13 protein-coding genes and 2 pseudogenes are annotated in these 18,039 nt (G+C 65.2%); 3 read left to right on the top strand and 12 right to left on the bottom strand.

Annotated features, from left to right (window positions below):
- Positions 1–18: 18 nt before the first annotated feature.
- The 3 genes and pseudogenes from ACXAEH_RS00595 to ACXAEH_RS00585 form a co-directional block, all read right to left on the bottom strand.
- A pseudogene (locus ACXAEH_RS00595) lies at positions 19–1,879 on the bottom strand (peptidoglycan -binding protein).
- A gap of 3 nt (positions 1,880–1,882) precedes the next feature.
- Positions 1,883–3,073, bottom strand: a complete 1,191-nt coding sequence (locus tag ACXAEH_RS00590) for a biopolymer transporter ExbB (RefSeq protein WP_475030560.1) — start codon at positions 3,071–3,073, stop codon at positions 1,883–1,885.
- Positions 3,074–3,150: 77 nt separating this feature from the next.
- Positions 3,151–3,681 carry a gamma-glutamylcyclotransferase gene (locus ACXAEH_RS00585; RefSeq protein WP_475030559.1) on the bottom strand — a complete coding sequence of 177 codons (531 nt, stop codon included), beginning with the start codon at positions 3,679–3,681 and terminating at the stop codon, positions 3,151–3,153.
- 67 nt (positions 3,682–3,748) lie between these two features.
- Here ACXAEH_RS00585 and ACXAEH_RS00580 point away from each other — a divergent pair, with 67 nt between their 5' ends.
- Complete coding sequence (locus tag ACXAEH_RS00580) at positions 3,749–4,747, top strand: DUF2125 domain-containing protein (RefSeq protein ID WP_475030558.1); 999 nt, start codon at positions 3,749–3,751, stop codon at positions 4,745–4,747.
- Positions 4,748–5,065: 318 nt separating this feature from the next.
- Here ACXAEH_RS00580 and ACXAEH_RS00575 read toward each other — a convergent pair whose 3' ends face one another.
- The 5 genes and pseudogenes from ACXAEH_RS00575 to ACXAEH_RS00555 form a co-directional block, all read right to left on the bottom strand.
- Positions 5,066–5,797, bottom strand: a complete 732-nt coding sequence (locus ACXAEH_RS00575) for an extensin-like domain-containing protein (RefSeq protein WP_475030557.1) — start codon at positions 5,795–5,797, stop codon at positions 5,066–5,068.
- Positions 5,794–6,726 carry a prephenate/arogenate dehydrogenase family protein gene (locus ACXAEH_RS00570; RefSeq protein ID WP_475030556.1) on the bottom strand — a complete coding sequence of 311 codons (933 nt, stop codon included), beginning with the start codon at positions 6,724–6,726 and terminating at the stop codon, positions 5,794–5,796. Before ACXAEH_RS00570 ends, ACXAEH_RS00575 begins: the two co-directional genes overlap by 4 nt.
- Positions 6,723–7,808: a histidinol-phosphate transaminase gene (gene hisC / locus ACXAEH_RS00565; RefSeq protein ID WP_475030555.1), complete on the bottom strand. Its 1,086-nt coding sequence runs from the start codon at positions 7,806–7,808 to the stop codon at positions 6,723–6,725. The genes ACXAEH_RS00570 and hisC overlap by 4 nt, the downstream gene beginning before the upstream one ends.
- A 137-nt stretch (positions 7,809–7,945) precedes the next feature.
- Positions 7,946–9,592 carry a peptidoglycan-binding protein gene (locus ACXAEH_RS00560; protein ID WP_475030554.1) on the bottom strand — a complete coding sequence of 549 codons (1,647 nt, stop codon included), beginning with the start codon at positions 9,590–9,592 and terminating at the stop codon, positions 7,946–7,948.
- 169 nt (positions 9,593–9,761) lie between these two features.
- A pseudogene (locus ACXAEH_RS00555) lies at positions 9,762–11,182 on the bottom strand (aminotransferase class V-fold PLP-dependent enzyme).
- A gap of 104 nt (positions 11,183–11,286) precedes the next feature.
- On the opposite strand from ACXAEH_RS00555, the gene ACXAEH_RS00550 reads away from it, so the two are divergent.
- A complete protein-coding gene (locus ACXAEH_RS00550) occupies positions 11,287–11,748 on the top strand; it encodes an Lrp/AsnC family transcriptional regulator (protein ID WP_475030553.1) in 462 nt (153 codons plus the stop codon).
- 198 nt (positions 11,749–11,946) lie between these two features.
- Here ACXAEH_RS00550 and rpsD read toward each other — a convergent pair whose 3' ends face one another.
- The 3 genes from rpsD to ACXAEH_RS00535 all read right to left on the bottom strand — a co-directional run bounded on the left by rpsD (position 11,947) and on the right by ACXAEH_RS00535 (position 15,053).
- The gene (rpsD, locus tag ACXAEH_RS00545) at positions 11,947–12,567 is read right to left on the bottom strand and encodes a 30S ribosomal protein S4 (protein WP_475030552.1); all 621 of its coding nucleotides are present in this window, start codon (positions 12,565–12,567) and stop codon (positions 11,947–11,949) included.
- A gap of 316 nt (positions 12,568–12,883) precedes the next feature.
- On the bottom strand, positions 12,884–13,945 hold the full coding sequence (locus tag ACXAEH_RS00540) for a Hint domain-containing protein (RefSeq protein ID WP_475030551.1): 1,062 nt from the start codon (positions 13,943–13,945) through the stop codon (positions 12,884–12,886).
- A gap of 190 nt (positions 13,946–14,135) precedes the next feature.
- Positions 14,136–15,053, bottom strand: coding sequence for a LysR substrate-binding domain-containing protein (locus ACXAEH_RS00535; RefSeq protein WP_475030550.1), 918 nt, complete (start codon positions 15,051–15,053; stop codon positions 14,136–14,138).
- A gap of 217 nt (positions 15,054–15,270) precedes the next feature.
- On the opposite strand from ACXAEH_RS00535, the gene katG reads away from it, so the two are divergent.
- The gene (gene katG, locus ACXAEH_RS00530) at positions 15,271–17,487 is read left to right on the top strand and encodes a catalase/peroxidase HPI (RefSeq protein ID WP_475030549.1); all 2,217 of its coding nucleotides are present in this window, start codon (positions 15,271–15,273) and stop codon (positions 17,485–17,487) included.
- A 173-nt stretch (positions 17,488–17,660) separates the two neighbouring features.
- On the opposite strand, the gene ACXAEH_RS00525 is transcribed toward katG, so the two are convergent.
- Positions 17,661–18,035, bottom strand: a complete 375-nt coding sequence (locus ACXAEH_RS00525; protein WP_475030548.1) for a cytochrome C oxidase subunit IV family protein — start codon at positions 18,033–18,035, stop codon at positions 17,661–17,663.
- Positions 18,036–18,039 lie beyond the last annotated feature (4 nt).

Raw genomic sequence — 18,039 nt, 5'->3', positions numbered from 1 at the left:
TCCGGAGGCGGCACCGGCTTATTTTTCGGTGAACTTCAGCTCGATCCGCCGGTTCTGGGCCCGGGCCTCCGGCGTGTCCGCCAGATTGACCGGCTGGAACTCGCCAAACCCGTTGGCCGCCAGCCGTGAAGGCGGCACGCCCAGTGCCTCCACCATGTAGCGCACCACCGACAGCGCCCGGCCCTGGCTGAGCTCCCAGTTGTCGGCAAATTTCGGATGCGCCCCCAGCGGCGTGTCATCGGTATGACCGTCCACCCGGATCACCCAGTTGATCTCCGGCGGGATCGCCGCCACCACGCTTTGCAGGATCGAGACCACCTTGGCGATCTCCACCTCCCCTTCCGGCGATAGGGTTGCGCTGCCTGGATCGAACAGCACTTCGGAGGCAAAGACAAAGCGGTCGCCCTGGATTTTCACCCCTTCCTGGGTGCCCAGGAGGTCGCGCAGGCGGCCAAAGAACTCCGACCGGTAGCGCGCCAGGTCCTGCGCCTCATCCGCAAGCCGGCCCGCCTCGGCTTCCAGCCGTTCGGCCTCCGCCTCCAGCCGCTTGCGTTCCTCTTCTTCCAGCAGGCGGCGCTTGCGTTCCTCAGACGCCGCGCGGGCCAGCGCTGCGTTCAGGTCCTGGCCCAGGTTCTGCAACTGCACCTGCTGTGCCGCGTCGCGGGCCTGGTAATCGTCCAGGATCGCCTGCAACCCGCCAAGCTGCTCGCGCAGCGCCGCCACCTGCTGATTGAGCAGCGCGGTCTCACGGCGGGCTTCCTCGGAAATGGCCTGTTCATCAGACAGGGCGGAGCGGGCCTGGGCCAGCAGCGCCGCACGTTCTTCGGCCAGGCTCAGGCGCTCGGAGGCGGCGGCCTCGGCCGTTTCCAGATCCGACACCACCGCCAGCAGGCGCTGGCGCAGCACATCCGCATCCGCGGCTTGGAATTCCGCCGCGGCCAGAGCGGCCTGGGCCGCCGCAAGTTCGGCTGCCAGCCAGGGCCTCGGCATCTGCCCCGGTCCGCGCCGCCTCCAGATCGCTCAACTGCGCATCCAGCTGTTTCTTTGCCGTCTCGGCAGCGGCCAGCAGGGTCAGCGTGTCCTCCGCCTCCTGCCGCTGCGCCTCCAGCGCCAGGGTCATGGCCGTGAGCTCTGCATCGGCGTTCTGCAGGCGTTCGCGCAGGGCCTCGGCGGTGGCGGCCTCCAGCAGCCGGGCCGCTTCTTCGTCGCCAAGCTGCTCCTGCAAATCGGAGATTTGCCCGGCCTGCGCGGTGCCCTCAGCCTCCAGGCTGGCGATCAGCGCTTCCATCGCTTCGCGCTCTGCTGCGGCCAGCCGTGCGGCCTCGGCCTGGGCATCAATCTCGCCGCGGGCCTGGGCCAGCGCCAGGTTCAAAGCCTCCTGCTCGCTCAGCAGCGCAGTGCGGGCGGCTTCCAGGCTTTCGCGTTCGGCGCTCAGGTCCGCGACTTGCGCCTGGGCGGCATCGCGGCTGGCAATCAGCGCCGCGACCTGCGCCTCAAAACCGGTGATGCGGCTGGCGGCCTCGGCCAGCTCCCCCGCCTGCCGGTCGCGTTCAGCGGTCAGGGTGGTGATCAGGCTGCGGGCCTGCTCCAGATCCTGTTCGGCCGTGTTCAGCGTCGAGGTCAGCGCCCCGAGCCGGGCGTTCAGGCGGCTGTTTTCGCGTTCTTCCAGACCCAGCGCGGAGGCCAGCGCGCTGACTTCGGCGGATAGTTCATCCAGCTGGCTTTCCTGCCCCGTGATCGTCTCGCGCAGCACAAATTGCACCACCATGAAGATGGTCAGAACAAACATCAGCACCAGCAAGAGCCCGGTCATCGCATCGACAAACCCGGGCCAGATCGAGGCCTGGAACCGCTGTCCTGTGCGCCGGGAGAGGGCCATGGCTTACGCCCCCGCGTCCCGGCCCGGCACACCGCCGCGGGACAATCCGCGCGGCCGGGCAAAGGCCTTGACCAGCAGGTCGATGTCCTTGCGCAGTTCGGTGAGGCTTTCCTGGCGGCCGGCCGAGATTTCCTCGAGGATGCGCAGCATCTGCACATCGATCGAGCGCAGCCGCATCCGGCTTTCGGCGTCGATGCCGCCATGTTCGCCCTGCGCCCGCAGGATCTCGGTCAGAGCCTCCTGCCCCACTGCCACCCGGTCAAGTGCTGCGGTGATGGTGCCGGTCTGCTCCTGGCGGCGGTTCATCTCCTGGATGGTCTCGACCAGCGCCCCGAGTTTCTGATCCACTGCGGCGCGGCCTTCGGAAGTTTCGGCAAACATCATCTGCAGCGCGTCCATCTGCTCTGCCATGTTGTCGAGCACCTGCGAGACCACACCGCTGTCGCTGGCGCCGTCCTCACCCGAGGTAAAGCTGACCCGGGTGATCGAGGAGAGCCATTCCTCCAGCTCGCGGTAGAACCGGTTCTGGCCGTGGCCGGCAAACAGCTCCAACAGGCCCACGATCAGCGATCCCGCAAGGCCCAGGAGCGAGGAGGCAAAGGCCACGCCCATGCCGCCCAGCTGCGCCTCAAGCCCGGTCATCAGGCGGTTGAAGACCGAAAGCCCTTCTTCGCCCTCTTGCGGGGCCAGGCTGCGGATGGTGTCGACCACCGCCGGAACCGTGGTGGCCAGACCATAGAAGGTGCCCAGAAGACCCAGGAAAATCAGCAGGTTGACGATATACCGGGTAATCTCGCGGTCTTCGTCCACACGATTGGCAACCGAGTCGAGGATCGAACGGGTCGAGGCCGAGCCCAGCTGCATCCGGGCAGAGCGCGACCCCAGCAGCGAAGCCAGCGGCGCCAGCATCGACGGCGGGCGGCGGTGCTCCTGATTGTCGCCGGCGGCGAAGCGTTCGATCCAGCGCACCGAGCCAATGAGCTGCACCACCTGCCAGAAACAGGCCAGCACGCCGATCACGAACACAAGGACGATAAAGCCGTTGAGCCAGGGGTTGGCCTGGAACACCGGCAGCACCCGCGGCAGGGCGACAAAGGCGCCAAAGCCGGAAAGCCCCAGCGCGATCAGCATCATGATGATCTGCCGCACCGGCTGGGAGAACTGCGGCCGGGTCTTGCGGTCTGGCTGCGCCATCTGGTCGGGCTCCTGACACTTTTACTGCTCGTATTGCGTTTGCAGCCTATAAGCAAAGTGTCAAAAGCGCCAAGGCTTTATGCGGTGATTTCCCGTACCCGCCCGGTCAGCCAGTCAAGGTCGCGGTCCGCCAGGCCGATCTCGGACAGATGCTCGGCGGTGTTATAGAGGTACTCGGTATTGGGCCCGCGCCCGCCAACCGCATGGGCGATCATCTGCGCCTGCTGTTCCAGGCTGAGGCCGCCGCAATATTGCACGTGGTGCGGGTCGATCACATAGGTGACGGCAGTGACCAGCGAGCCGTCCGCCAGCTCCACCTCCAGGTCGCGCTCCAGATAGGCGGAGGAGATCAGCTCGCGCTCGCGCAGCTCTGCCAGGGTCTGTTCCTCGTGGCCGGCTTCGACCGACAGCGCCAGGCCTTTGCAATGGGCGCCTTCGGCCGCGTCCAGCGCCAGCACCAGTCCCGGGTGATCCTCGGTGCCGCGGTGGTGGATCGAAGTCATGCAGAAGGAGCGCGCATAGCCGTGCAGTACCGCCACCTCGCGCCGTGCCACCGGGAAACCGGGATTCCAAAGAAGCGATCCGTATCCGAATACCCACATGGTCATGTTGTCTGGCCCTTTCTGCTCCCCCCCTATAAACAGCAATCCTGCTGCGGACAAAAGAGGCTATCCGATGCGCCTGGCAAAACTGCTGATTGCCGCCCTGGCGGTGTGGAGCCTCTATTGGGCGGCTGCGGCCTGGGGCCTCAGGACCGGCATCGCCGCCTGGTTTGCCGAGCAGGAGCGGCAGGGCTGGCAGGCGGAATACGCCGGGCTTGAGACCAGCGGCTACCCGGCGGCGCATTTGACCCGGATTTCCCGCCCTGCCCTGGCCGATCCCGGCACCGGCACCGCCTGGCGCGCGGATTGGCTTGAGCTGGCCAATCCGGCCATCTGGCCCGGGCAGCTGACCTTGCGCTTTCCGGACACGCCGCAGCGGCTGTCCTATTTCGACCGCACCGCGGTAATCACGGCCCAAGGCTTGCAGGCCGGCCTGTCCCTGGCGCCGGGCGCGGCGCTGGTGCTGGAGGATCTGGCACTTGCCTCCGGCCCCTGGCAGATCGCCCGCAGCGGCGAGGCGGTGCTGAGCGGCCGCGCGCTGGACCTGCGCATGGCGCAATCCGGCCCGCCCGAGGTCTACCGGATCACCGCGACCGCTGCGGAGTTCGCTCCGCGGGCGGCCTGGCGGCGGCTGCTGGCCGCCAGTTCGGACCTGCCGGAGGCGTTTGACGCCCTGAGCGCAGAAATGACCGTTGCCTTTGATGCGCCCTGGGACCGCAGCGCGCTGGAACAGCAGCGGCCGCAGCCGCGGCGGATCGATCTGAAACTGGCCGAGGCCCGCTGGGGCGGTCTGCGGCTCAAGGCGGCCGGTGCGCTGACGGTGGACGAGCGCGGCCTGCCAGAGGGGGAGATTGCGCTGCAGGCGGAGAACTGGCGCGGGCTGGTGCTGATGGCGGAACGCAGCGGTGTGCTGCCGCCAGCCTTGCGCGGCTCGGTGGAGCGGGTGCTGGGGCTGCTGGCCGAAGCCCGCGGCAACCCGCGCAACCTTGATATCACCTTGGGGTTTTCCGGCGGCTATGTGAGCCTGGGCCCTCTGCCCCTGGGACCGGCGCCGCGGCTGATCCTGCGCTGACACCGGCGCACACCGCCTGTCAAGGGCCGCGCAGCGGCGGCGTGCCAGCGCCGTTTACCCTTTACAGGCATATTTCCTTACACTTGGCACGGCGCTTCAGGGCACACCTGCATCTGAAGCGCTTCTCAGCCATCACTTGCGCGCGCAGCGCGCCCGGCCCAAGGCTGTAATCTGCCCCTTGGGGCAGCTTCAGGCGCGGGAGACCGCCGGGGCGGTTATTCCCAAGCGCCGGGATCCGGGGCAGCGGTTCGGATGCGAGGCTCTGCCTCGCGCTCCGGGATATTTTTCGCCAGAAGAAGATCAGGTCTCCAAGACCGCCTAGCGGCAATAGGCGCCGCCGCGGTGGCGGGCGATGTCGAGGTGGAAGTGATCGCGGTGGTAGCGGTCGGCTTCGGGGCCCAGCACGGTGCCGAAAGGGCCGCAGGCGGCTTTCCAGATCTTCCTCAGCTTGCGCCGGGTCTTGCGCTGTTTCCAGCCCTCAAGGACGGTGATGGTCTCGCCGCTTTCCAGAGTAAAGCCGGAAATGTCGATGGCCTTGCCCCTGCCGTGCTCCGAGATCTTCGCGCCCGGCCGGTTGTTGCGGGTGCGGCAGGCGTAATGGGCGGCCACCCGCAGGGACACCACCTTGTTGCGCCGCCCGAAGGCGGTTTCGACCTCGCGGTTGATCCAGGTCTTCAAGGCCCGCGCGGTGTTGCACGTCATCAGCGAGGACTGGCTGAGCCGTACTCCGGAAATCTCACGCACCCGCACCGCATCCCTTGCACCGCAGCCGGGCAGGCTGCCGGCGATGTCACCGGCTTCATCGCCCTTGATGTCGATGTCGCCGCAGACGGCGCCCTTGCGGCGTTTGCGGCGGCCGAACAGCACTTCGGTTTCCAAGCCCTGCCCGCGGGCCTGCGGCAGCGGCACCGGCGGCAGCTGAGGCAATGCAGCCGCGGCCGGGCTCAGGACTGCAAACTCCAGCGCCTCAGTGGAATACACCTGCGGGCTGTCTGCTGAGGCAGAGGCGCCGCAGATCAGGAAGGCCAGAACAGCGCACGCCCGGATCATTTCTTTTGCCCCCGGCCAAAGTCGGGCGCATCGGTATCCTGGCCGGCCTCGATGATGCCGCGGCGGATGGCGCGGGTGCGGGTGAAGTAATCGTGCAGATGTTCGCCGTCGCCGGTGCGGATTGCCCGCTGCAAGGCAAACAGCTCCTCGGTGAAGCGGCCAAGGATTTCCAGCGTTGCGTCTTTGTTGGTCAGGAACACATCGCGCCACATGGTCGGGTCCGAGGCGGCGATGCGGGTGAAGTCGCGGAAACCGGCGGCGGAATATTTGATCACTTCGCTGTCGGTCACCCGGCGCAGGTCGTCGGCCACCCCTACCATCGTGTAGGCAATCAGGTGCGGTGTGTGGGAGGTGACAGCCAGCACCAGGTCGTGATGGTCGGCGTCCATGACGTCGACATTGGCGCCCATGCCCTCCCATAGCTGGCGCAGCTGCGCCACGGCGTGCGGATCGGTGCCTTCGACCGGCACCAGCAGCGACCAGCGGTTGTCGAACAGTTCGGCAAAGCCGAATTCGGGGCCGGAATGCTCGGTGCCTGCCAGCGGGTGGGCCGGCACAAAATGCACACCGTCGGGGATATGCGGCTGCACCGCGTCGATCACGTGGCGTTTGACCGAGCCCACGTCCGACACGGTGGCGCCGGGTTTCAGCACCGGCGCGATGTCTTCCATCACCGGGCCCATGGCGCCGACGGGCACGCAGAGCACCACCAGATCGGCGTCCTGCACGGCGTCGCGGGCGCTGTCGCAGACCCGGTCGCAAAGACCGATGCGGCGGGCGGTTTCGCGGGTTTCCTCGCTGCGGGCATAGCCGGTGACTTCCCCCGCCAGCCCGGCGCGCTTGATCGCCCAGAACATCGAGGACGCGATCAGGCCCAGCCCGATCAGCGCCACGCGGCCGTAGACTTGCCCGTTTTCCTGGCTGCTCATGCCTGCCCCTCTTTGAACGCTTTCACCCCTTCCGCGATGCGGCGGCAGGAGGCTTCGTCACCGATGGTGATGCGCAGGGCTGCGGGCAGGTTGTAGCCCGCCACCCGGCGCACGATCAGCCCCTGCGATTGCAGGTAGCTGTCGCAGGCCTCCGCCTCTGCCTGGCTGGCAAAGCGCGCAAGGATGAAATTGGTGCTGGAGACGTCCGAAGGCACGCCAAGCTCTGCCAGGGCATTTGCCAGCCAGGCGCGCCATTTGGCGTTCTCGGACCGGCACTGGTCCACGTAGTCCGCATCGCGCACCGAGGCCTCTGCCCCCGCCAGTGCGGTGCTGGAGACGTTGAACGGCCCGCGGACCCGGTTCAGCACGTTGATGATGTCCATGGGGCCGTAGCCCCAGCCGATGCGCGCGCCGCCCAGCCCGTAGATCTTGGAGAAGGTGCGGGTCATGAAGACATTGCTGCGGGCGGCAATCACCGCGGCCCCGGCATCGAAACCTTCGACATATTCCGCATAGGCGCCGTCCAGAACCAGCAGAGCGCCTTCGGGCAGGCCATCGGCCAGCCGCGCCACCTCGGCCTCGCTGATCATGGTGCCGGTGGGGTTGTTGGGGTTGGCGATGAACACCAGCTTGGTCTTATCGGTGCAGCCTGCCAGCAGCGCATCAACATCGGTGACGCGCTCGCGTTCCTTCACCTCAACCGGGGTGGCGCCGGCGGCCAGCGCGCTGATGCGGTACATGGCAAAGCCGTGCTCGGTATAGAGCACCTCGTCGCCCGGGCCGGCATAGGCCTGGCACAGAAAGGCAATGACCTCGTCACTGCCCGCGCCGCAGATGATCTGCTCCGGCTCCAGCCCGTGAACCTCGCCGATCGCCTGCCGCAGCGCCGCGTGGTCCGAGCCGGGATAGCGGTGCATATTGGCCGCCGCGTCCTGCATCGCCTGAATGGCGCGCGGGCTGGGGCCAAGGGGGTTCTCGTTCGAGGAGAGCTTCACAACATTGCTCACCCCTTTCACATGGGCAGCCCCGCCCTGGTACAGAGCGATGTCCATGATACCGGGCTGCGGTGTGAGTTGGGTCATAATTACGGGCTCCTTAATTCCAGCCCGTCATAGCGGCCCAAACGCCGGTGGGGAAGCGCCAAGATGACGCTTCCCCAATGCTGCCGCCCCCTCCCGGCAGCCCCCGGCGCTGGCAGGGCGTATCAGGATCTGGCTTCCTAGTGCGCGCCTGCTGTCTTGGGCATCTTGCGCTTGGCCTCTGCCATAATGATCTTCTGGATCTCCTTGCGCAGCTCCATGTCCTTGCGCATCGCCTCGTTGGCCTGTTTCTGCATGGTGCCGGCCGACTGCGAGCCGTCCGAGCTGTTCAGCGCCTCGCCCGCATATTTGCTGAGCGTCTTGCCGGAGATCTGCTTGGCAATCTCGCCATAGATCGCGTCGCCATGCAGCTTGATGAAATCCTCGGTGGCCTTGGTGCCGTATTTTGCGATCAGCTCCTTCTTGACCGCGCCTTCCATGGCGGCCGGTGCCAGTTTGGTCTTGAGGAATTTTTCGGCCGCCGAGGTGAAACCGGAGGAGAATTTCTCCAGCGCCTTGCCAGCACCCGCCGACATGATGCCCGCAGTCAGGATCTTGGCGATGCTTTCCTTGATCTCCTTGGTGTTCGGCGGGCGGCCTTTTTCAATCAGCGGTTTGGCGAGGCCAATGGTTTCCTTCAGCGCCTCTGTCACCATGGTCTCGCCGGCCTTGGACTTGAGGAACTTCTCAAAGAACACCTTCACCGCTTTCTTGGGCAGCTCGCGGGAGAGCTTCTTGGCCGCCGCCTTGGCCAGATCGTCCGCCAGGCCCGCCGAGAGCTTGGCCGTCAGCTTGCCGCCTGCGGCGCCTGCAAGGCCTGCGATGAAACTGTCGATGAAGACCTTCTTGGCGGCGCCGTCCCAGGTCACCTTGTTGCCCGCCAGATGCTCGCCCAGCTGGCCGGCGCTGGATTTCAGCGCCTCGGTGCTGGCAGCGGCGATGGCGTGTGCCTTGGCCGGCGACATGCCCTTGGTCGCAACCAGGCGCGCGGTCATATAGGTTTCCACCACCGCAAAGGACACCTCGCGCACCACTTCCAGCTTCCAGACGATTGCTCCTGCGGTGCTGATGCGCTGGTCGATGAACTTCTTGAAGGCCTTGCCGCCGGTGTTATAGGCCTTGGAGGCCTTCACATCCTGCTTGTAGACCTTTTTCCAGTCCGGTTTCTTCTTGCTGGTCAATGTCTTCAGGAGGCTCGCCTCGGAACGCGCGTTGAGGATCGCGGTCCAGGGCGGATCGGTCTTGCTGTTGACCATGCTGACGGCAAATTCCGTCAAGGCATTCAGGAAAGTCTCGTTGCCTTGGCGGGTGTTTTCCACCTCGTTGCAGAAGTCGACCCAGGATTCCGCCTGGCCGTACATCATCTCAGCCTTGGCCAGAAGCTTGCGGCGCAGCTCCTCCTGGCCCGCCTCATATTCCGCCACGGTGATCAGCTTGGTCTTGCCGTTCTCGACAACCTCGACCCGTTCGATCTTGGTGTCGGCGGCATATTGCGCGGCCAGTTTGGGCAGACCCGCGTTCCAGGTGCGCATGCCGGGATCGACAATGCCGTCCGGCTTGCGGAAGCCCAGTTTCTTCTTCTGAAAATCCCGGATCGTCTTGATCAGCCCGGCATCGCATTTGGTGCTGATGTCAACGGAATAGCCATTGGCCTTGAGCATCAGGCGGACCAGTTCGACGTCTGCGGGGTTGTTCTTGACCGGTTTGAATTTGCTTTCGCCGGTCTTGGGATCCGGCTTGGTAATGCGTTTCTTGTCGCCCACCGGGGCGGACAGCTTGAGGGCCATAACACAGCTCCAACTCTTTACTACAGTCAAAGCCTGCCATGGCCCGTTAGCGCTGTCCCGGGGGATTTAGGATAGAGTTTCCCCCTTTAATTGGCCGCTGCGGGTCCCTACATATCACGTGCGTGTGAGGTGCTTTCCCCACCCCGGGAAAGCGCCCGTTGCATATGCTTCAGGCCACCAGCGCCTTGAACCGTGCGGTTTCCGGATCAACGTTGTAGCGCGGCGCCAGTTCCGCCACCCGTTTGGTCAGGTCATTGACGCTGGCGATGATGTATTGCGCTGTCTGCGGCTCCATCAGGTAAGAGAAGTTGAGCCGCACCCAGCCGGGTTTCTTCATCTCCTCGCCTGCTTGCAGTTCCGAGAACAGAACCTCCAATTCCGGCTGGCTGATGTCCAGCAGCCGGTGCGCGTAAGGCCCGGCACAGGCGCAGCCGCCGCGGGCCTGGATGCCGTAGACATCACTGAGCATCCGGGTGAACAACTGCTGGTGCACAGGACGGCCTGCGCTGTCCGAGACCAGGAAGGAGAAGATCGGCAGCCGGTGCGCATCGCGCTGGCCTAGGATGCGCAGGCGCGGGTTGGCGGACCAGCCGTCCCAGGCCATTTGCGCAAACTGGGCCTCGCGCGCCTCGATCTGCTCCTGGCCGACCGCCTCCTTCACCAGAAACGCCAGCGCCGCGCGGATGTCGCCGATCACATTCGGGGTGCCTGCCTCCTCGCGAGTCGCCAGGTCGCCGCTGTATTCATGCCGCCAAGGGGAAACAAAGCTGACAGTTCCCCCTCCCGGCCAGGAGGGGCAGCGGCGGCGCACCGCCTTGGTGTTGACGATCAGCACGCCCGAAGCGCCGGGGCCGCCGGGGAATTTATGCGGTGAGACCACAACCGCGTCTTTGCGCGCAGCGCCGTTGCCCCCCATGTCGACCGGCAGATACGGCCCGCCGCCGGCATAGTCCCAGACCGCCAGCGCGCCGTGGACGTGCAGCAGCCGGCTGACCGGGCCCGGATCGGTGAGGATGCCGGTCACATTGGAGGCCGCCGAGAAGCTGCCGATTTTCAGGTCGCTGCCCGCATGGTCCTGCAGCGCCTGCTCCAAAGCCGCAAGGTCCACGCCGCCGCCGGGGGCCTCGGGGATTTCAACCACCTCAGCCTTGCTTTCGCGCCAGGGCAGAATGTTGGAGTGATGCTCGTAAGGGCCGATGAAAACAACCGGCCGGCCTCGTTCACGCCGAACAGGCTGACCAGCCGGTTGAGGCCCGCGGTGGCGCCCGATCCGGTGAAAATCACCGCATCATCCCCAGTGGCGCCGGTCATGCGGGCGATTTCAGCACGGGCCTCGCGGCGCAGACGGGTCATCTGCGTGCCGCAATAGGAGGCCTCGGTATGGGAGTTGGCATAAAACGGCAGCACCTGCTCCGCCACGAAGTCCTCGACCTGGCGCAAGGCCCGGCCGGAGGCGACGTAGTCGGCATAGACCAGCGGCACCCCGCCATCGAGGCCCGGGATCATCACCCCGTCGCCTATCACGCTTTGGCCCAGGCTGCCGTTCTGGGCTGCCTGTTGGATTGTCTGTTTAAATGCTGCCAGGGTCATACCGCGCCTCCGTCACTTGCTGCAGACATGGTGAACGGGTGAAAGCGGGATTGCTTAATCAATTACTGGGTAGATTGTCTATTTTTTGTGTCATATGATTGAGCATGAGTAAAAAAGCCGATCAAATTGACCGCATGATCCTGCGTGCGCTGCAGCAGGATGCCAGCCTGTCGCAGCGGGAGCTGGCCGATCAGGTCGGCCTGTCGCAAAACGCCTGCTGGCGGCGGTTGAAGGCGCTGAACGAAAGCGGGCTGCTGCAGGGCTCCACCGCACGGCTGGACCGCAAGCAGCTGGGGCTGGATCTGGTGGTGTTTGTGCTCTTGCGCACCCGGCATCATTCGGCGGACTGGCTGCAGACCTTCCGCCGCCATGTGCTGGCAATCCCGGAGGTGGTGGATTTCCACCGCATCGGCGGTGATTACGATTATCAGCTGAAAGTGGTGACCCAGGACATGGCCAGTTATGACCGGGTCTACCAGCGGCTGATTTCCGGTGTCGAGCTGGACAGCGTGACCTCCTACTTTGCGATGGAGGCGATAGCCGAAGGCCGGCCCTTGCCGCTGTAGCCCCGCGCAAGGGGGCGCTGCCCCCAGCCCTGCGGGCTTCCCCCGGAGTATTTGCAACCAGAAAGAAGCCGCAGGCCTTCCAGGCCGCCGCCGCCCGCAGGAAGGCGGGTATGCCCGCAGCACAGCCAGGCGGGGCCGGGAACGCAAAAGGCCGCGCAAATTGCGCGGCCTTCCGGGTAATCTGTGGTGCGGCGAAGATCAGTTCTTCGCGTAGAATTCCACGACCAGGTTCGGTTCCATCACAACCGGGTACGGCACGTCGCCCAGAGCGGGAGTGCGCACGAAGGTTGCTTTCATCTTGGAGTGGTCGGCTTCGATGTAATCCGGCACGTCGCGCTCGGCCAGCTGGGTGGCTTCCAGCAGGGCAACCATCTGCTTGGACTTGTCGCGGACCTCGATCACGTCGCCTTCTTTGACGCGGTAGGAGGGGATGTTCACGCGCTTGCCGTTCACGGTCACGTGGCCGTGGTTCACGAACTGGCGGGCGGCAAAGACGGTGGCCACGAACTTGGCGCGGTAGACGACAGCGTCCAGGCGGCGCTCGAGCAGGCCGATCAGGTTTTCACCGGTGTCGCCGGACACACGCACGGCTTCGCCGTAGATGCGGCGGAACTGCTTTTCGGTCAGGTCGCCGTAGTAGCCCTTGAGCTTCTGCTTGGCGCGCAGCTGGATGCCGAAGTCGCTGAGTTTGCCCTTGCGGCGCTGGCCGTGCTGGCCCGGGCCGTAGTCGCGGCGGTTGACCGGGGATTTCGGACGGCCCCAGATGTTTTCGCCCATGCGGCGGTCGATTTTGTACTTGGCAGACGTGCGTTTGGTCACGGCTGATCTCCTTCTAAAGTGGCATTGCAGCTGTTTCCGGAAACCGGTTCCCACTTTTCGGGCTGCAATCGCGTCTGCCATTGCACCGTCCGTGTTCACCTGCTCAGGAGCACCTGCAACAAACGAAGGGCGTTGTCCTCTTGAGGTCTCCCCCATGACAGGCATTCCCTTGCGGGAGCCACCAACACCAATGAAGCCGCGCTTATATAGGGGGATGGGACGGAGTCAACATGGGACGGACGGGTTTTGCGGCGAAATTTGCAGAAACCGCCGGGGCCTGGGGCGTGTTACCGCCCCGGCCGGATCGGGTAAAGCCTCAGGCCGCTTCGTGGCCGAGAATCGCCGCCTCGGAGGCGCTGAGGTTGCGGCGGGCATGGGCGCCGTAGGAGAGCGGGTTGCGCTCCAGCTCCGGCCGCAGGCTGAACAGCCGCGCCCGGTCACTGTCGCCAAGCGCCGTAAGGGCTGCGTTGGAGGGGTGGAAGCTTTCGGTTTCAACCCCATTGGCCCAAAGCACCTGGTGGTTTGCCAGCATGATATGGATGTAGGTCACCTCGCGCACCGATGCGTCCGGCAGGATGGTGCGGCCGTTGACCAGATCGCCGGCCGCGACCAGCACCTCGGGCGTGTTGAACAGCGCCTGCACCCGGCCGCCGCGCAGCAGCATCCGGTGGTCGGGTGACACCAGCAGCTCCTGCTCGGGGCGGTCGATGCCAAGGGCGCCTGCATGAATGCGGACCGGTCGCAGGCGCGGCATCACGAACAGCCGGGCGCCGCTGATCCGGCGCGAGCCGATCCACAGGATTTCCTGGGCGCCATTGTCGCGGGTCTGCACCTTTTCGCCTTCGCGCAGCTGCTCTACCCGTTTCGGGCCGCTGGGGGTGGCGATCAAGGTGCCGGGTGTAAAGCAGATCACCCCGGTTTCGCCCTGAGGCCGGTCTGCATGAATGGTGCCCAGCGAATGGTGCACGACCCAGAGGTCGGCCCCGCGCGGCGGCAGCTCGTCCACGAACATCAGCAGCGGGCGCTGGCCCGGCCCCACTTCGATCAGCGTCACCGTATAGCTTTGCACCCCGTTGGTGACCACAAAGCTGCTGTCCATCAGCGGTTCATCCACCCGCACCGCATCCACATCGGTGCGGTTCTGCACCGCCGCGCCCACCAGCCTGCGCACCGAGCGGGCCGCCCGGCGGCGCAATTCTGCCTCGCCGTCTGCCATGTCCAGCCGCAACAGCCCTGCCGGCCCGTCCACCCGCACAGCATCGCCGTGCCAGGACCAAGCCGCCCCCACATCCAGAGCATCCACCGGTGCAGCCTTGAGGCCGTCTATCTCGGTTTGCGACCAGGAAATAACAAACGTGCCACGAAAGCCCGTTTTCATCTGCCTGTATGCCTGCTTCAAGTTTATCTTTATTAACGAAACGTTAACAAAGCGTCTTCAAGCTGGAAACGGATAGAAATTCAAATCGATGTGAGCGTGTTTTTTGCGCACCAATCACGCTAAAGGCGATTGACATTCGCGTACTTGGAGATAACTGCGCCGATTTCCCAGCCCGGCGCAGGTCTGACAGTCAGGCCTGCGCAGCAAGCCTCCGGCGCAGATCTTCCGCGGTTTCCTGAACCACCGAGGCAACCTGCATCAGCTGCCGCGCCAGCGGATTGCTGCGCCGCCAGATCATGCCGATTGTGCGCGAGGGTTGCGGGTCGCCGAAGCGGGCAACCGAAACCACCGCCGAGCGGGTCTCCACCGGCACTGCCATTTCGGGAATCAGTGTGACCCCGATTCCGGCGCTGACCATCTGCACCAAAGTCGACAGCGAGCTGCCGTCCAGCAGCTCGCGCGGGGCGGCGGATTGCATGTTGCAGAACGACAGCGCCTGGTCGCGGAAGCAGTGCCCCTCCTCCAGCAGCAGGAGCCGCATCTCGCGCAGGCCTTCTGGCCCGGGCACTGGCTTGCCGGTATCTTCGCCGGGGCGGACCAGGACAAAGTCCTCGGAAAACAGCGCAACTTCCTCAAAGGCGGGCTCGGAAACCGGCAGTGCCACAATGGCAGTGTCCAGCCGCCCCTCGCCCAGTTCCTCCAGCAGCTTGGGCGTAACCGTTTCGCGGACGCGGATATCGGCTTCGGGGTACTGGCGGGTCAGATTGCCGACAATCGCAGGCAGCAGATAGGGCGCGATGGTGGGAATCACCCCCAGCCGCAGCCGCCCGGCCAGCCCGTCGCGCGACGCCCGCGCCAGCTCACCCAGTTCATCCACCGAGCGCAGGATGCCGCGCACCCGCTCCGCCAGGTCCTCGCCAAAGCTGGTGAGCCGCACCTGGCGTGCCGCGCGCTCCACCAGTTGCACCCCAAGCACTTCCTCCAATTCCTTGATTTGAACAGACAATGCCGGCTGGGACACGGCGCAGGCCTCGGCCGCGCGGCCGAAATGGCGGTGCTGGGCCAGGGCCTCGAAGTAGCGCATTTGGCGGAGGGTCACGTTTATCATAGGTTTCCCTTATCACCGCGATGAAAAAATGCAACTTAAGCCAATCAATTTTCCCTGCTAGCCTCAGATTCAGGAAGACAGGGAGGACCGGCATTCGCAGCCTTGGCCCGCTTTTATTGCAAGGCGGTGCATTGGCTGCGGTTTCGCTGCCGCACAGGTCCCAAACGCCTTCTGCCACGTAGCACATCAGAATTTGCAGCCACGATCGGAGAGAATAATGGACGGAAATAATCCCGCAGGAAAATGCCCGGTGATGCACGGTGCGGCGCTGAACACCGACAGCGGCGGAACCTCGAACCAGGATTGGTGGCCCAACCAGCTGAACCTGAAGATCCTGCACCAGAACTCGGCCAAATCGAACCCGATGGGCGCGGATTTCAACTACGCCGAAGAATTCAAGAAACTTGACCTGAAAGCGCTGAAGGCAGACCTGACGGCGCTGATGACGGACAGCCAGGACTGGTGGCCGGCGGACTACGGCCATTACGGCGGGCTGTTCATCCGCATGGCCTGGCACAGCGCCGGCACCTACCGCACCGCCGATGGCCGCGGCGGCGGCGGCACCGGGCAGCAGCGCTTTGCACCGCTGAACTCCTGGCCGGATAACGGGAACCTCGACAAGGCGCGCCGCCTGCTGTGGCCGATCAAGCAGAAATACGGCAACAAGATCTCCTGGGGCGATCTGATGATCCTGGCGGGCAACGTTGCCATTGAATCCATGGGCGGGCCGACCTTTGGCTTTGGCGGCGGACGCGCGGATGTCTGGGAACCGGAAGAAGATGTCTACTGGGGCTCTGAAACCGAATGGCTGGCCACCAGCGATCAGGCCAACAGCCGGTATTCGGGCGACCGCGAGCTGGAAAACCCGCTGGGTGCGGTGCAGATGGGCCTGATCTATGTGAACCCGCAGGGCCCCGACGGCAACCCGGACATCCTCGCGTCGGGGCTTGATGTGCGCGACACCTTTGGCCGCATGGGCATGAACGACGAGGAAACCGTGGCGCTGGTCGCCGGCGGCCACACATTCGGCAAAGGCCATGGCGCCGGTCCCGAAGAGGACGTGGGCGCGGAACCCGAAGGCGCGGCAATGGAAGCGATGGGCCTGGGCTGGGCCAACGCCTATGGCTCTGGCAAGGGCGACGACACCACCACCTCGGGCTTTGAGGGGGCCTGGACCGCGGACCCGGTCAACTGGGACAACGGCTATTTCGACCTTCTGTTCGGCTATGAGTGGGAACAGGCCACCACCGGCACAGGCAGCATTGTCTGGCATCCGGTGGACGTGAAGGAAGAGGACATGGCCCCCAAGGCGCATGATCCGTCGGTCAAGGTCACCACCATGATGACCACGGCCGACATGTCGATGCGCTTTGACCCGATCTACGGGCCGATCTCCAAGCGGTTCCACGAGAACCCGGAGCAGTTCGCCGACGCCTTTGCCCGCGCCTGGTTCAAACTGACCCACCGCGACATGGGGCCTGTTGCGCGCTATCTTGGCGATGAAGTCCCAAGCGAAGAGCTGATCTGGCAGGATCCGGTTCCGGCGGTGGACCACGCGCTGGTTGATGCTGCCGACGTGGCGGATCTGAAGGCCAAGGTGCTGGCGTCCGGCCTGTCGGTCTCTGAACTGGTTTCGACTGCCTGGGCCTCCGCCTCGACCTACCGCGGCTCGGACCATCGCGGCGGCGCCAATGGCGGCCGCATCCGGCTGGCGCCGCAGAAGGACTGGGAGGTGAACCAGCCCGAACAGCTGGCCCGCGTGCTGGGCGTGCTGGAGGGTATCCAAAGCGGGTTTAACGGCGCGGCTGCCGGCGGCAAGAAGATCTCGATGGCCGACCTGATCGTGCTGGCGGGCTCTGCCGGGGTTGAAGCCGCAGCCAAGGCGGGCGGTCATGAGGTCGAAGTGCCGTTCACACCAGGCCGGACCGATGCCAGCCAGGAGCAGACCGACATCGAGGGCTTTGCCGTGCTGGAGCCGGAGGCCGATGGCTTCCGCAACTACCAGAAGGCAGCATACAGCGTGCCGGCCGAGAAGATGCTGGTCGACCGGGCGCAGCTGCTGACACTGGGCGCGCCGGAGATGACGGCGCTGGCCGGCGGTCTGCGGGTGCTGGGCGCCAATCATGGCGGCTCTGCCCATGGTGTGTTCACTGACCGGGCCGGCGCTCTGAGCACCGACTTCTTCGCCAATATCCTGGATATGGGCGTGGAATGGAACCCGGCGGAGGACGGCACCTATGAGGGCCGCGACCGCGCCAGCGGCGACGTCAAGTGGACCGGCACCCGCTGCGATCTGGTGTTCGGCTCCAACTCGCAACTGAGGGCGCTGGCCGAGGTTTATGCGCAGGACGGCGGCGAGGCGGCCTTTGTCCGCGACTTCGTGGCAGCCTGGGTCAAAGTGATGAACGCCGACCGGTTCGATCTGGCGGCATAAGCCAGCCCGCAGGAAGGCACAGAGCGCTCCGGGAAACCGGGGCGCTTTTCTTTGTGCCTTTGCGATGGTTGGCGGGGGGGGCGGAGCCGGAAAAGAAGCGCCCGCCCCGTGGGGGCGCGGGACGGGCGCTGCCCGGCCTGGCGGCCAGGCGGGGGTGAATATGACGTTCGGGCTTACTCCTCTGCGGCGGCTGTGCCCTGGCCGAATTCGATCACCCGGGTTTCAGCTGTGTAATCCAACTCGATGATCAGGATCGCCAAGAGGCCAATCATCGCCAGGGGGGGCAGCAGGATCGCATAGATCAGCGCCAGCCGCTCCCAGGCCATATGCATGAAGACGGCAATGATCAGCCCGGCCTTCAGCGTCATGAAGATCAGGATCAGGCTCCAGCGCAAGAGCCCCTGCAATTGCGCGTAGTCCACCCAGTAAGACGCGGCACTGAGCACGAACAGCAGTACCCAGACGACGAAATACAGCTTGATCGGATGCTGTTGCCCCTCGTCATGACCCACGGTGCCGGTCTCCATTGTATGCGGTGTGTCTGTCATGGCG

The sequence above is a fragment of the Leisingera sp. ABM4_060 genome, from assembly GCF_056158765.1.
The sequence above is the reverse complement of the archived record's forward strand: the minus strand, read 5'-3'. Positions and strand labels throughout refer to the sequence as shown.

Bases quoted from the DNA above. Each gene is read 5' to 3' on its own strand.
- ACXAEH_RS00590 (WP_475030560.1), bottom strand. From the start codon at position 3,073: ATGGCGCAGCCAGACCGCAAGACCCGGCCGCAGTTCTCCCAGCCGGTG.
- ACXAEH_RS00585 (WP_475030559.1), bottom strand. From the start codon at position 3,681: ATGACCATGTGGGTATTCGGATACGGATCGCTTCTTTGGAATCCCGGT.
- ACXAEH_RS00580 (WP_475030558.1), top strand. From the start codon at position 3,749: ATGCGCCTGGCAAAACTGCTGATTGCCGCCCTGGCGGTGTGGAGCCTC.
- ACXAEH_RS00575 (WP_475030557.1), bottom strand. From the start codon at position 5,797: ATGATCCGGGCGTGCGCTGTTCTGGCCTTCCTGATCTGCGGCGCCTCT.
- ACXAEH_RS00570 (WP_475030556.1), bottom strand. From the start codon at position 6,726: ATGAGCAGCCAGGAAAACGGGCAAGTCTACGGCCGCGTGGCGCTGATC.
- hisC (WP_475030555.1), bottom strand. From the start codon at position 7,808: ATGACCCAACTCACACCGCAGCCCGGTATCATGGACATCGCTCTGTAC.
- ACXAEH_RS00560 (WP_475030554.1), bottom strand. From the start codon at position 9,592: ATGGCCCTCAAGCTGTCCGCCCCGGTGGGCGACAAGAAACGCATTACC.
- ACXAEH_RS00550 (WP_475030553.1), top strand. From the start codon at position 11,287: ATGAGTAAAAAAGCCGATCAAATTGACCGCATGATCCTGCGTGCGCTG.
- ACXAEH_RS00540 (WP_475030551.1), bottom strand. From the start codon at position 13,945: ATGAAAACGGGCTTTCGTGGCACGTTTGTTATTTCCTGGTCGCAAACC.
- ACXAEH_RS00535 (WP_475030550.1), bottom strand. From the start codon at position 15,053: ATGATAAACGTGACCCTCCGCCAAATGCGCTACTTCGAGGCCCTGGCC.
- katG (WP_475030549.1), top strand. From the start codon at position 15,271: ATGGACGGAAATAATCCCGCAGGAAAATGCCCGGTGATGCACGGTGCG.
- ACXAEH_RS00525 (WP_475030548.1), bottom strand. From the start codon at position 18,035: ATGACAGACACACCGCATACAATGGAGACCGGCACCGTGGGTCATGAC.